At 73.9% G+C, this 13,720-nt stretch carries 10 protein-coding genes; 4 read left to right on the top strand and 6 right to left on the bottom strand.

Annotated features, from left to right (window positions below; genetic code table 11):
* Window positions 1-110: 110 nt before the first annotated feature.
* A complete protein-coding gene (locus ABTZ17_RS32990; protein WP_352199480.1) occupies window positions 111-1,058 on the top strand; it encodes a hypothetical protein in 948 nt (315 codons plus the stop codon).
* On the opposite strand, the gene ABTZ17_RS32985 is transcribed toward ABTZ17_RS32990, so the two are convergent.
* The gene (locus tag ABTZ17_RS32985) at window positions 1,049-2,443 is read right to left on the bottom strand and encodes a right-handed parallel beta-helix repeat-containing protein (RefSeq protein WP_352199479.1); all 1,395 of its coding nucleotides are present in this window, start codon (window positions 2,441-2,443) and stop codon (window positions 1,049-1,051) included. The two genes, ABTZ17_RS32990 and ABTZ17_RS32985, sit on opposite strands and share 10 nt — an antisense overlap.
* A 118-nt stretch (window positions 2,444-2,561) precedes the next feature.
* Here ABTZ17_RS32985 and ABTZ17_RS32980 point away from each other — a divergent pair, with 118 nt between their 5' ends.
* Together ABTZ17_RS32980 and ABTZ17_RS32975 are read left to right on the top strand one after the other, a co-directional pair.
* Window positions 2,562-3,767, top strand: coding sequence for a Dyp-type peroxidase (locus tag ABTZ17_RS32980; protein WP_352199478.1), 1,206 nt, complete (start codon window positions 2,562-2,564; stop codon window positions 3,765-3,767).
* A gap of 210 nt (window positions 3,768-3,977) precedes the next feature.
* Window positions 3,978-4,796: an aminoglycoside phosphotransferase gene (locus ABTZ17_RS32975; protein WP_352199477.1), complete on the top strand. Its 819-nt coding sequence runs from the start codon at window positions 3,978-3,980 to the stop codon at window positions 4,794-4,796.
* A 38-nt stretch (window positions 4,797-4,834) separates the two neighbouring features.
* On the opposite strand, the gene ABTZ17_RS32970 is transcribed toward ABTZ17_RS32975, so the two are convergent.
* The 3 genes from ABTZ17_RS32970 to ABTZ17_RS32960 form a co-directional block, all read right to left on the bottom strand.
* Window positions 4,835-5,125, bottom strand: a complete 291-nt coding sequence (locus ABTZ17_RS32970) for a hypothetical protein (protein WP_352199476.1) — start codon at window positions 5,123-5,125, stop codon at window positions 4,835-4,837.
* A gap of 228 nt (window positions 5,126-5,353) precedes the next feature.
* Complete coding sequence (locus ABTZ17_RS32965; protein ID WP_352199475.1) at window positions 5,354-5,788, bottom strand: VOC family protein; 435 nt, start codon at window positions 5,786-5,788, stop codon at window positions 5,354-5,356.
* Between the two features lie 42 nt (window positions 5,789-5,830).
* On the bottom strand, window positions 5,831-6,574 hold the full coding sequence (locus ABTZ17_RS32960; protein ID WP_352199474.1) for a hypothetical protein: 744 nt from the start codon (window positions 6,572-6,574) through the stop codon (window positions 5,831-5,833).
* A gap of 183 nt (window positions 6,575-6,757) precedes the next feature.
* On the opposite strand from ABTZ17_RS32960, the gene ABTZ17_RS32955 reads away from it, so the two are divergent.
* Window positions 6,758-10,084, top strand: coding sequence for a S8 family serine peptidase (locus tag ABTZ17_RS32955; protein ID WP_352199473.1), 3,327 nt, complete (start codon window positions 6,758-6,760; stop codon window positions 10,082-10,084).
* A gap of 148 nt (window positions 10,085-10,232) precedes the next feature.
* Here the strand turns inward: ABTZ17_RS32955 and ABTZ17_RS32950 are convergent, their stop codons facing one another.
* Entirely contained in the window at window positions 10,233-11,936 is a 1,704-nt protein-coding gene (locus tag ABTZ17_RS32950; protein ID WP_352199472.1) for an alpha/beta fold hydrolase, read from the bottom strand.
* Window positions 11,937-12,087: 151 nt separating this feature from the next.
* A complete protein-coding gene (locus tag ABTZ17_RS32945; RefSeq protein WP_352199471.1) occupies window positions 12,088-13,350 on the bottom strand; it encodes an MFS transporter in 1,263 nt (420 codons plus the stop codon).
* Window positions 13,351-13,720: the final 370 nt, after the last annotated feature.

Here is a 13,720-nt window from a genome sequence, read left to right as displayed (position 1 = left end):
CCCTCTTCTCCCTATCCCACCCCCTCCCCCCCCCGTGGTGGGTGTTCGCACCCCCCGGCAGCCCGCACCCCGGGCTCCTTTCGTCCCTCCGACCTCAAGGAGAACCTGCCATGAAGCTGCGATTCCCCGATGCCCGGCGCGGTGCCCTCCTCCGCGGTACGGCCGCCGCGGTGATCGCCGCGGCGGCCGTGTCCGCATGGGCCCTCGTCCCGGACGGCGGGCCGCGGCCGGTCACCGGCGACGAGGCGCGTCGCCTGGCCCTGGCCCGGTTCGGCATGTACGAGCGCAGCCCGGTGCCCGTGGTCGTCCGGGCCCCGATGGGCGACGGCACGATCGAGGTCGAAGCGGTGGTGGACTACCGCGAGCACCGTGCCGTGGGCACCTACCGGATCGTCCCGTCCGGGGGCCGTGCGGACGGCGGCAGCGCGGGGGGACTCGTCGCCTGGGACGCGTCCGGGCTCGCCCTGGCCGGGACGGGGCGGGGGGCCTCCGGCGCGGCGGCCGCGGTGCGCGCCGTGCGCGAGCTGGGTCCCGGCGCCTGGTCACCGCGCCGCTACACCGCCGACCCCTTCGACCTCGCGCTGCGGTTGGTGATGAACATGGGGGCGGACCGCCCCGAGAACGCCCAACTGCTGGCGCAGAACGGCGCGATGTGGCTGCGGAACGAGGATCTGGAGGGGCGCGAGTTCGGCGTCTTCTCCGGCCCCCGGCCGGCTGCCGCCCGCGCCGCCTCGACCACCTCCCCGGTCTCGGACACTCCCCCGGTCTCGGCCGCGTCGCCCGCCACGGCGGGCGGGGGTGCGGTCGCGTCCCCGGCCGTCGTGGGATCGGTCCCGGCCGGAAGCGGGGTTCCGGCCGGGGGCGCGCCGTCGCGGGCCGGGCGGCCCGCCACCGGGCGTTCGCCGCTGACCTACTGGGTGGACGCGGACGGCACGCTGCGGCAGGTCGAGGTGCGTCCCGCGGGGCAGGCCGTGCCCTCCGTGATCGAGGCCGGGCGGACGGCCTCCCGTCTCGCGGTGCCGGACACCCCGTGGCAGCGGCGCGGGTCTCAGCGCTGAACCGACGAGGTCGAGGACCGGCCCGGCAGGGGGAAGGCCGCGAGCCGTACGACGCCGGGCAGGCCGGCGGCGGGTACGGGAGCGACGGTCCCGGCGTCCCGCATCGACGGCTGCCGCCGCGGCGGGACCACGCGCTTGAACGAGAGTCCCGGCGGGGCCGCGACCGGCGGCGGAACGGGCCCGGCCGCGCCCGCGGGCGTCCGGCCGCCGACACCGGTCCCGCCGCCACCGGTCCCGGCGCACCCGGCCGCCGCCGCGAGGCCGCGCGGGGCCGTCGTCGACTCGCCGTTGCCCGAGAAGCAGTTGTCCGTACCGGCGTCGGTGCGCAGCGCCAGGTCGGTGCCGTTGCCGGTGACACGGTTGCCGCGCACCGTGTTGGCGCGCACCGGGTACCCCTGTACGTCAGTCAGCAGGAACCCCGCCACGCGGTTGCCCGTGACCTCGTTGCGCTCGAACACGTTGTCTGTTCCTCCCCCGACGGCGATCCCGATGCCGAATCCTCCGTCGGCCTGCTCGGGGGTGTCGGAGGCGTTGTTGGCGGTGACTGTGTTGCCGACGACGAACGCGCCGTGCTGGGGAGCGAGGGCTTCGATGTCGTTGGAGTTGACGGTCATCCCCACCCGGTTGGAGCGGATGGTGTTGCCGAGGAAGTACAGCTCCCGGGAGGCGTTGGTGACCTCCATGCCCACGGCGTTGCGTTCCACGGTGTTGTGCCGCACGACGGTGGCGCAGGGGCGGCACTGGCCGACGTAGATGCCGGAGTCCGCGTGTCCGGAGGCGTAGGAGTGCTCGATGACGCCGTTGCGGGCGTCGAAGGCGTAGATCCCGTACAGGGCGTTGTTGTAGGCGGTGACGTAGGAGGCCCTGAAGCCGGCGAGCGCCGGGAACTTCGCGGTGTCCAGGGGGTCGTAGCCGTGTCCGCCGCCGCCCCGGGACTGGAGGGTCTCGTCGGTGACGCCGGTGAACAGCACGCCGTTGGCGAGGTGGTTGCGGACGGTCAGGTTCTCGACGACGGACCGGGCACCGGTCACCGTGATGCCGTTGGAGCGGCGGAACTCGCCGTCGATCACGGTGGTGTTCCGGTCGGTGCCGCGCAGCACCACGCCGGGCGTCCGGATCACGACGCTCTCCCGGTAAACACCCGGATGGACCAGCACGAGGTCACCCGGTCGAGCGGAGTCGACGGCCCGCTGGATGGACGACGCGTGCTCGGGCACCCGGATGACGGCGTGGCCGGCGGGGCCCGGCGCGGGCCGTACGGACGGAGGTGCACCGCACCCGACGGCGGTGACCAGCAGCAGTACGGCGAGGCCGCGGAGGATTCGCGTACCGGGTCCGGTGGCTCGACGGCGGTACGCGGAGGGGATCGTTTCTGTGATGCGCATGAGCGGAAGCTGTAGCGTCTGAGCCCCCTCCTCCGCTCGCCTCCCTTGTCCCTCACGGCGTCTTGCTGTCCTCCCCCTGTCCCTTCCTGCCCTCGCCCGCACATCCGGAGCGCTCGCGATGTCCGACGTCCTCGGCCCAGAACCCGGCACCGACACTGGCACTGGCTCTGGCCGCCGTGCCCTGCTCGCGGCTGCCGGCGCAGCTCTGGCGTGCGGCGGTGCGACAGCCGGGGGCGGGTGCGCGGCGCCGAGCGGCGGGGCGGCCAGGGTCGCGGGGGCGGCGGGCGCGAGGGGCAAGCGCTCCTCGGCGGCCTCCGGCCCGGAATCGGCCCGCGGCTTCCACGGGGCGCGGCAGGCGGGCATCCGGACGGCGCAGACCGCCCGGGTGTCGGTCGTCGCGTTCGATCTGGACCCCGGTGTGCGCGGGGCGGCCGGCGCGGCACGGCTGCGTACGGTCCTCGTGGCCTGGACGAAGTACCTGGCCGCCGAGACGGCGGCGCGGCCCGGCCTGGAGGCGACGGTCGGGATCGGCCCCGGATTGCCGGCGAAGGTGGGCGTACGGGCACCCGCGCTGCTCAGGGAGCTGCCCGCCTTCCCCGGGGACCGGCTGGCCGACCGTTGGAGCGGTGGGGACCTCGTGGTCCAGATGGGGGCGCCCGGGGCGGACGCGGCGGGCCGGGCCGTGGACGGGCTGACCGGGCTCGGCCGTGGCGTACTGCGGCCCCGGTGGCGGCAAGTGGGCTTCCTGCCCGACCACGGGGCAGGTCGGACCCCGCGCAACCTCCTGGGCTTCAAGGACGGCACCGTCAATCCGACACCGGCCGAATCCGAACGCTGGGTGTGGGTTCCCTCCGGCGCCGATCGGGACGGCAGCTATCTGGTCGTGCGCCGGATCCGCCTGCTCGTGGACCGGTTCGCCGCGCTGTCACCGTCCCGCCAGGAGGCGATCATCGGTCGGCACCGGGCCAGCGGCGCCCCGCTCGGCCACGACGAGGAGCACGAGCCGATCGACCTGTTCGCCAAGACCCCGGAGGGGCGTTACGTCCTCCCCGCCGACGCGCACGTCCGGCTGGCCCACTCCCGCCTCGACGGCGGGGCCCGGATGCTGCGCCGGGGCTACTCCTACCGCGACGGCCCGCAGGACCAAGGGCTGCTCTTCCTGGCCTACATGAAGGACCCGGCGATCTTCGTGCGGGTACAGGAGCGGCTGGCCGCCTCGGACGCCCTGGGGAAGTTCACGGTGCACGAGGGATCCGGCGTGTACTTCGCCCTCCCCGGCGCGCCACCGGGAAGCAGCCTCGGAGAACGACTCTTCGGAACCTGAGGCCGCTCGGACGGCACGGAACGTGCACGGACGACGGGCGGGCGGTCGGGTTTCTCGTTCCCGGCGTCGTCCTCGGCTGCGCGCCGGTACGGTGCCGGGCATGGCCACCGAAGTGCGCAAGCCGCCCGCCGGGCCGAGGACCACACCCCCGGCGCCCCGGCCCGACCCGAAGCCGAATCCGCTGCCGCCGAACCCCCCGCGCAGGCCCCGATGAACACCACCCGCGTGTCGTTCGCGAACCTGCCGCCCGCCGTCCTGGCCGCCGTCGCCGCACGCGTCGGCGACTTCACCGCCGAGGACGCCGCCTACGGCAACGGCGCCGAGCTCAGCGCCGTCCTGACCACTCCCACCGGCACCCGGGTCTTCGTCAAGGGCCTTCCCGAAGGGCACGACCACGGCGACGAACTGGCTGCGGAGGCCCGCATCGGGCCGCACCTGCCCGACCTCGCCCCCCGCCTCCTGTGGCACCTGGCGGTGGGCGGCTGGACCCTCCTCGGCTTCGAAGGCATCACCCCCGAGGCCGGCTGGGCCTATTTCGAATCCGGCAGCGAATACCTGGAGCCCGTAGCCACCACCCTGCGCGCCCTGAGCACCACCCTCGCCCCACCCGACCTCGAAGCCACCGTGTGGGAGCGCTGGGGCGAATTCTGCGCCCCTGGGGACGAGGCGCTGCTCACCGGCGACCACCTCGTCCACGGCGATCCCGCCTCCACCAACTTCCTCCCCGACACCGACGGCAAGGCCTGGCTCGTGGACTGGGCGTGGGCGGCCCGCGGACCCGCCTGGACGGACACCGCCCTCTGGGGGTTCCGCCTCGTCTGCGACGGCCGACAGTCCCCCGAGGAGGCCGCCGCCCGGACCTCCACCGTCCCCGCCTTCGCCCGCGCCCCCCGCGAGGCCCTCGCCGTGTTCACCGAGGCCGAAGCCCGCTACTGGGAGGCGTGGCGCGAGTCCGGGGCCACGGACGTGGAACGCCAACTCACCGCCTCCCGCGCCTGGGCCGACCACTGGGCCCACCGGCCCGACTGAGCGGGAGGGTACGCACCGCGCGGCCGCAGGGGGCGGGGTCAGCTCAGGGTCGGCAGGACGATCGCCTTGAACTCGGCGGCGATGGTGCCGTTCGTGACGAACGCGTACCCCTCGCGGTTGTCCTCGTCGGCTTCGACGGACGGCTGCCCGCCCATGACCAGGTACTGCAGCCGCCCCGGCTCGGCGGTGTCACGGCGCACGGCCTCGGGGACGATGTCCACCTGGCCGGTGAACTTCAACCCCCGCGTCACGTAGTCGACGATGCCCGGCACGGCCAGGAACGTCTTCCTGTCTTCGGCGGTGCACGGACGGTACTGGCCCCACGTCATGGCAGAACTCCCCTACGGTTCGGCGGCTCACCGGCCGGATCCGGGGGCGAGACGCCCCACCGGATCCGGTCCGATCGGAAGCGAGGCTAGCGCCCTCACCGCCCCACGCCCCGGCAGCGCCACCGCGCGCGCCGGGCCGAGCGGGTTCGAAGGGCGTTCCGCGCCGACGGGCCCGCCCGGTTCGCGTCGCTTCGCAGTGGGCTCACGGGCGCGGGGAGACGGTGGGTCCTACGGGCTGCCGAAGTCGGGGACGGTGAGGGAGCCGTCCGCCGCGAGGTGGAATCCGGGGTTGTGGGCGATTTCCCAGGCGTGGCCGTCGGGGTCGACGAAGACTCCCGCGTAGCCGCCGTAGAACGTCGTGGCCGCCGGGCGCGTGACCGTGGCACCCGCGCGCCGAGCGGTCTCGATGAGCTCGTCGACTTCGGCCGCGGAGCGCACGTTGTGAGCGAGCGCGATCCCACCGAAGCCGGTCGGCCCGTGCTCTTCGAGACCGCAGTCACGTGCGAGCTTGCCGCGATCCCACAGGGTCAGCACGAGGCCGCCCGCCTGGAAGAACACGGTCTCCTCGACCGTCTGCCCCTTCCACCCCAGGGCCTCGTAGAACGACCTGGCACGCCCGAGGTCGGAAACACCCAGTGTGATCAGACTGATGCGCGGTTCCATCGGCCCACCCTACCCACGTGGTCGGGCCGGTGTGGTGACGGATCAGGGTGTGGGCGAGGTCGCGGTGAGGGCCGTCCACGCGCGGAGCGTCTCCCCGTGCGAGCCGTTCGCCGTGCTCGCTGCCACCGCCGCCGCCTCCTCGACGGAGCAGCACGTCCCCGCGCGGGTGAGGCCGACGAGCGGCCAGGCGGGTCCGCCGGCCGCCGGTGCTCCGTCGAAGGCGGTCCAGTCCCACGGGCCGTCGAACCGCCAGGCACGGCCGTCGCCGACCTCGTCGCCGGGCTGGAGGGCCTCGTACGGCCGCATCAGCCGTTCGAAGGTGAAGGGGATGCCGTCGCCGGGATGGACGGTGAACCCCGGGCCGTCCAGGTGGCCGTCGTCCGGGAACGCGTCGGGGGACAGGCCCCGGCGCAGCACGGTCACGGTCCGGGTGGGGCGGGGCAGCCAGACCGTTTTCAGCGGGGGGTCGTGGTCGTCGACGGCGGTGACGTGCACGACGGTGGGGGGCACTCCGACCCGGCAGACGTCCCCCGCCTTCAGCCGGTCGGGCGGCGGGTCCGTGCGGAACAGTTCGCCCGCCGCCTCGGGCGTCGGGTGCCCGCTGCCGCCCACGCCGAGCACCACGACCCCGTCCCACTGTCCGAACTCCCCCGTGCCGTCGATCTGCCACCACGGCCACCGCACCGCCACGTGATCCCCCGGAACGACCCGCTCGACCCGGGCGGGCGTGAACGGGCACCCGACCGACAGCACGTCACCGACCCGGAAATCCCCCTGATCCTTCATCCGAGCAGGCTGGACGACTCCCCGACGGCCGCGATCGACCCCGTGATCAACCCCGTGATCAACCCTGTGCTCGACCCGTGATCGATCCCGTCGCCGAACCGGAGAACCGAAACGCCTCCTTTCGCGTGATACGGGAGAACGTTGTGGCATGTGCACGGGAGTGGGGGATCACAGGTGGTACCTGTGTCGAAAGTGAGGACGGCGGCGCTCGCCGCCACGGTGGCGGCGGCGATGATCGCGGGGACGGCGGTGGCCCAGGGGCAGCCGTCGGCGACGGGGCCCGCCGGCCACCAGGGGAAGAGGGCCGCGGCGGCTCCCGCGGCGACCGTCACGTTGATCACCGGTGACCGGGTGGCCGTGGCGGCGGACGGTTCGGTCCTGCGGGTCGACCGCGCGAAGGGCCGCGAGAGCGTGCCCCTGACGATCCGGCGGACGCCCGGGCACACGTACGTGATCCCGCGGGACGCTCTGCGCCTGCTGGACGAAGGGGTCGTGGACCGGCGGCTGTTCGACGTGGCCGGGCTGGTGGCGGCCGGGTACGACGACGCGCACCGTGGCACCCTGCCGCTGGTCGTCTCGTACAAGCGAGACGGCGCTGGGGCCCGGGTCCCCAGTGCCTTCGGCTCGGTGGTGGCCGGCTCGGCGCGGGACCGGCGGGCGCTGCCCGCCGTGGACGGGGAGGCGTTCGAGACGCCCAAGTCGGGTGCCGGCGGCCTGTGGTCGCAGGTGGTGGGACCCCCGCGCGCGAAGACGGCGTCCCGGGCGACGGCGCCCGTGGCCCGGCTGTGGCTGGACGGCAGGGTGCGCACGGCCCTCGACAAGAGCGTCCCGCAGATCGGCGCGCCCGCGATGTGGAAGGCCGGCTGGACCGGCAAGGGCGTCAAGGTCGCGGTGCTGGACACCGGCGTCGACCAGACCCACCCCGACCTCAAGGGCGTGGAGGTGGCCGAGAAGAACTTCAGCAGCTCGCCCGACAGCAAGGACCGGCACGGCCACGGCACGCACGTGGCCTCCACCGTCGCCGGCTCGGGCGCCAAGTCCGGCGGCACGTACAAGGGCGTCGCACCCGGCGCGAAGCTGCTCGACGGCAAGGTCCTCGGCGACGACGGCTTCGGCAGCGAGTCCGAGATCGTCGCCGGGATGCAGTGGGCCACGGACCAGGGCGCGCAGATCGTCAACATGAGCATCGTCGCTGGTGACGGGCCCGAGGTCGACCCGATGGAGGCGGCGGTCGCCAAGCTCTCCGGCAAGGCCCTGTTCGTGATCGCGGCCGGCAACACGGGCGACAAGCCCGGAACGATCACCTCGCCCGGCAGCGCCCCGGCGGCCCTGACCGTCGGCGCCGTGGACAAGAAGGACCGGATCGCGGAGTTCTCCAGCCGGGGTCCGACCGCCGCCGGGCTGTCGAAGCCCGACCTCACGGCCCCCGGCGTCGACATCATGGCCGCCGCGAGCACCCAGGGCGGGGAGACCGGCGGCACCGGCTACGTCTCCATGTCCGGGACCTCCATGGCCACCCCGCACGTGGCGGGCGCGGCCGCGCTGGCGCTCCAGCAGCACCCCGGCTGGAGCGGCGCGCGCCTGAAGTCGCTGCTGACCGGTTCGGCCACGCCGCGCCCCGAGTTGAACGCCCTCCAGCAGGGCGCCGGCCGGGTGGACATGAACCGGGCGCTGACCGCCTCCGTCGTCTCGGAGCCCGGCTCGCTCGACTTCGGCACGCAGCTGTGGCCGCACGCCGACGACAAGCCGGTGGCGAAGACCCTCACCTACCGGAACCAGGGCACCAAGGCCGTCACCCTCGCGCTGACCGCGGCCGGCACCGACGCGGCGGGCCGTCCGGCGCCCGCCGGGATGTTCACCGTCAAGGACGCCAAGCTGACCGTCCCGGCCGGCGGCACGGCGGCGACCACCGTCACCGTCGACACCCGCAAGGGCACCAAGGACGGGGCCTTCGGCGGCACCGTGCTCGCGGCCGGTGGCGGCCAGTCCGTGCGGACGGGTCTGGCCGTGCTCCGCGAGATCGAGTCGTACGACGTGACGGTGCGGCACCTCGACGACGCCGGCAAGCCGGCCGGCGACTACTCCACCCAGCTCACGAAGGCGGGCAGTGACGGCCAGGAGCGCTTGTCGGTGCCCTACAAGGCGTCCGGCACGGCCGTGCTGCGGCTGCCCAAGGGCGACTACCAGCTGGAGGGCCTGGTCATGAGCCCGGGTGGGGGGAACCGCATGGCGGTCTTCGTCCAGCCCGTCCTGAAGGTGGCCGCGAAGAGCACCGTCACCCTCGACGCCCGCGTGGCCAAGCCGTTCGCCGTCACCGCTCCCGACCGCGCCGCCAAGCTGGTCAGCGCGACGGTCGGCTACTACGACACGGACGCGATCGTGAGCGGGAGTTGGGTCATCGACGGGGCGACGCAGTTCCGGACCGCCGCGCTCGGCGCCGCCGACACCGGCATGAAGTCCCAGCTGTCCGGCGTCTGGCGGTCCGCCGCCGCGCCGACCACGGACTACCGCCTCTCCTTCCTGCGCGAAGGCAGCTGGTTCACCGGCCTGACCCGTACGGTGGCGCTCGGCGAGCTCGCCGAGGTGAAGTTCGGGGTGGGGGCGTCCGTCACCGGCGCCCGGGGACTGGTGGACATGTCCGCCTCGGCGCCGGACGGTTTCAGCGCCGGCCCGATCAGCACGATGCAGCGGGCCCTTCCGCTGTCCTCCACGCAGTACATGAGCACCACCGGCGTGGAGTGGAACTGGACGGTCACGCAGGCCGACGCGCAGGGTGCGGCGCGCAACGTCTACAACGAAGGGCCGGTGACCTACAAGCCGGCCGGGCGCTACACCCTGGAGTTCGGCAAGGGGGTGGTCGGGCCCGATCTGGCGGCGACGCCCGACCGACAGGGGGCCAACCGCTACGGCAACACCATCGACGCCAACCCGCTGATGTTCGTGGACGGCGCCGGTCACGCGGGCGCCCCCGTGGCGACCAGTGGCTTCACCCGGCTGGAGTCCGGCGGTCGGACCCTGGGGCAGGCCGGTCCCGACGAGTGGCTGACCGTGGAGGCCCCGGCCGCCTCGGCCGTGTACAAGCTGACCAAGGAGGCGACCCGCTCCGCGAAGGACACCACCACCAGCACGAAGGTGACCGGCGTCTGGACCTTCACCTCGGGCAAGGCCCCCGAACAGGGCGCCCGACTCCCGCTGTCGACGGTACGGCTCTCGCCGCAGCTCAGCCTGAGCGGAACCGCGAAGGCCGGCAGCAGCCTGAAGGTGCCGCTGCACGTGGCCGGGGCCGCCGCCGCGTCCGGGCAGCTCGCCGCCCTCACCGTGAACGTCTCCTACGACGACGGCCGGACCTGGCAGCCGCTGACCGTGGCCACCGACGCGAAGGGCGCCCGCTCGGTGACCGCCAAGCACCCGGCGGCCGCCGGCGGCGTCTCCTACCGGGTGGACCTCAAGGACAAGCAGGGCAACACCGTCCGCCAGACGATCAGCAACGCCTACCGTCTCGTGGGGTGACCTGAACGTCCCTCCGGCCACGGCCGAAGGGCCCGACCCCTGGAATTCGCCTTCCGCGGGGTCGGGCCCTTCGCTACGGTCGGGGGCAACCGGGCCCCACCGGATCCGGTCGCCGTCGCGCCGACCTGACGCAGCGCGTTGCGCGCCGTCAGGAGGACCGGGGTGCGCCGGGAGCCGGGGTCGCTGCCGGGGCCGGGAAGGCCTCGGCGTCGGGCTGGAGGACCTGACCGCGGCGGGGGACGGTCCCGTCGACCAGGTACGCGGTCACGAGGGCGTTCAGCTCCTTGCTCCGGCCGACCGCGCAGTGCTCGATCATGTCGACCGTCACGAGTACGGAGTCGGCGAGTTGGCGGTCCATGTTCTGCGAGAACCGGTACTGCGTGGCCGGGTCGAAGGTGTTGCCGACGACCAGGACCGGGTGGGCGGTCCGCTTGTTCCACGGGCCGCGGTAGCGCTCGGCCTCGCGGGCGGGCACGGGCCAGGTCGCGCACGGCGGCGCGTCGAAGGCCTGGTAGCGGCCGAAGGTCGGGGCCTGCTTCTCCCAGGCGCGGGCCAGGTGGGCGAAGGCCCTCGGTGCGGCCGGGTACGGCTTGTCCTGGCAGTTCACGCCGTAGTACGAGTCGTCGGCCGTGTACGGGGTGTCGGTGGGGGCCTCGCGCAGGGCGGCCGGGGCGGGCCGGGCCAGCAGCGCGGCGGCGTTCGCCGGGACTTCCTTGGTGCGGGCGGCCGAGGAGCCCCGCGGGTCGATGATGCGGTGGATCGCCTGGAGTCCGTTGGCCAGCGGGACCAGCCGGCTCTGCGCGTACAGGGAGTTCGCGACCTGGCCGGTGAAGGTGCTCAGGGTGACCTGCTCCCCGGTCGGCAGGGTCACGGAGCCGGTGCGCAGGTGGGTGCGGATCGCGTCGAACTTGGCGCGCGGGTCTCCGCCGGCGAAGGAGCAGCGGCTTTCGCCGGCCGCTTCGCAGCGCTTGAGGAACTCGGCGAGCGCGAGCTCGAACCCGCCGGTGGCCCGCTGCCGGTCGTACTCGACGCCGTCGTGGAGCCGCAGGTTCGGGTCGACGTTCCCGTCGAGGACGAGGGCGCGGACGCGGCCCGGGTACATGTTGGCGTACGTGGCGCCGATGAGGGTGCCGTACGAGAACCCGGCGAAGGTGAGTCGGGAGTCGCCGACGGCCTGGCGCATGCGGTCCAGGTCGCGCACCACGTTCATGGTGGACATGTGGCGCAGCAGCGGGCCGGCGGTGCGGGCGCAGGCGTCCGTGTAGTCACGGAAGGCGGTGAGGGTGTCGTCGATCTCGGTGCGGGTGACGGGGACGAGCGTCTGGCGGCCGAAGACCGCGTCCGCTTCCTCGTTGGTGGTGAAGCAGCGCAGCGGGTTGCTGCGGGCCACGCCGCGCGGGTCGAAGCCGATGAGGTCGAAGTGCTCGGTGACGCGGGGCTCGAAGCGGGCGGTGGTGGCCCACAGGTAGCCGCTGCCGCCGGGGCCGCCGGGGTTGAGGAACAGCGAGCCGATGCGCTTGGCCGGGTCGCCGGCCCGCCGCCGCATCATGGCGATCCCGATCGTCTCGCCGCGCGGCTTCGCGTAGTCGAGGGGGACCTGGTACACGGCACAGTCGTAGATCTTCGGGTCGGGCTTGGTGGGATCCGGGTTGCACGGGGTCCAGGCGACCGGCTCGACCTTGCCGGTGGCTTCGGCGGTTCCGGAGGTTCCGTCGGTCGGAGTGACGGCCGCGGCCTCGGATAACGCGGGCGAGGGGGACGCCGGGGGTGCCGCCGAGGCCGAGACAGCGGTGCCGGACACCAGGACGAGTGCGGTGGTCAGGGCCGCCGCGAGCTTGGGTATGCGGGACAAGGAACGACTACCTCCTTCGGCTGATCAAACCCGGTCAGCATGGCAGCAGTCGGAAGGGCGGTAAAGGTCGGATACCGGGCCACGGCGGTCGCTTTCCGGTCATCGGAGCGCCCTGTTCGTTCGCCTTCTCGCCGGGGGATGCGGGGAGCGGTCAGTGGGGTGCGGGCAGCGGAGCCGGGGTCGGGGTCGGGACGGCGGGGAGTCGGCGGACGGCGGGGACGAGGAGGAGGGCGAGGGCGGCCGGGACACCGATCGCCGTCATCGCGTAAAGGACGGGGCGGGTGCCGAAGCTCTGGCTCACCGGGCCGGCGAGGAGCAGGCCGAGGGGCATGAGGCCCGAGGAGAGCAGGTGGTCGTAGGAGCTGACGCGGGACAGGGCGTGTTCGGGGACGTGCGTCTGCAGGGATGTCTCCCACAGGACGAAGAAGAGGGAGACGGCGACGCCGGTGACCGCTTCGAGGGCGGCGATCAGGACGAGGGATCCTCCCGAGCCGATGATCGCGGCCTGGCAGGAGGCGACGGCCAGGGCCGCTGCGGCCACGGCCATCGGGCGGGCGGACCGGAGCCGGTAGGCGCACACGTCCCCGATGACGGAGCCGATACCGAAGGCGGCGACGATCACCGCCCAGCCGGTGGCCCCGCCCCATTCCTCGGTGGCGAGGACCGGGCCCAGGACGAACACCGAGGGCAGGACGACCACGTGGTAGACGCCCATGGCGGCCATGCCGGACCACACCCAGGTCCGGCTGCGCACGTGCTGCCAGCCCGCGCGGAGTTCGCCGAGGAAGGTGCCGCCCGCGTCGGTGGGCGTGCCGCCGGGCGGGGCGTTGCGCGGCCGGAGGCGGAGCAGGAAGGCCGCACTGGCGGCGAAGGTGAGGGCGTCGAGGGCGAGCGCGCCGCCCGGTCCGGCCAGGGCGACGAGACCGCCGGCGACGACGGGGCCGAGGACCAGTCCGGAGGAGTGGACGAACCCGCGCAGGGCGTTGGCCTCGCGCAGCCGGTGGGGTGCGACGACCAGCGGGGTCAGGCCGGTGCTTGCCGGTTGGAAGAAGGCGTCGGCCGTTCCGAGCACGGCCATGAGCGCGGCCAGGTGCACGACGGTGGCGGCGTCGGTGAGCAGCAGGGCGGCGATGAGCCCTTGGGCAAAGAACCGGATGAGGTCGGCGAGGAGCATGATGCGGTGGCGGGGGAAGCGGTCCGCCCAGACGCCGCCCACCAGGGTGAACAGGAGCATGGGGCCGAGGCCGGCCGCGGCCACGAGCCCGACGTCGGAGGCGGAGCCTCCCACGGCGAGCACGGCGAAGGGCACGGCGACCATCGACACCCGGTCGCCGAGCACCGACAGGGACTGTCCCGCGAACAGGCGGGCGAACTGCGGCTCGTCGCGGAGCACGGCGGGGAGGAGGCGTTTCACGTCGGGACCGATCGGAGGGGCGCGGCAGGGGCAGCGGCCGATCGTAGGAGGCGCCGGCCGCGGCGTCACCCGAATTTCCTCGGACGCCTCCGCCCCTCTCTTCCCGACGGATCCGAGCGACTCCCCGGTGGCCGACGTGACGGTTGCCGAGCGGCACCCCGGTGGCCGACTCGGCAGTGGGCGGGGGTGCGGAGCTGCCGTGTCCGGATCCACTCGCGTGCGGAGGATCCGGACACGGCGCTGCCGCCGGGCCGGGCTCGGTGGACCCCGGCCGGCTAGGTCGTGTCTTTCGGATCTTGCCGGTCAGGCCCGCGGCGTCTGGTGCCGTGCCTCGCAAGGCGCCGGGAAGCCTGCCTACTGGACGTAATCA

It is taken from the genome of Streptomyces sp. NPDC097619 (genome assembly GCF_040302735.1).
Taxonomy (GTDB): domain Bacteria; phylum Actinomycetota; class Actinomycetes; order Streptomycetales; family Streptomycetaceae; genus Streptomyces.
The sequence above is the reverse complement of the archived record's forward strand: the minus strand, read 5'-3'. Positions and strand labels throughout refer to the sequence as shown.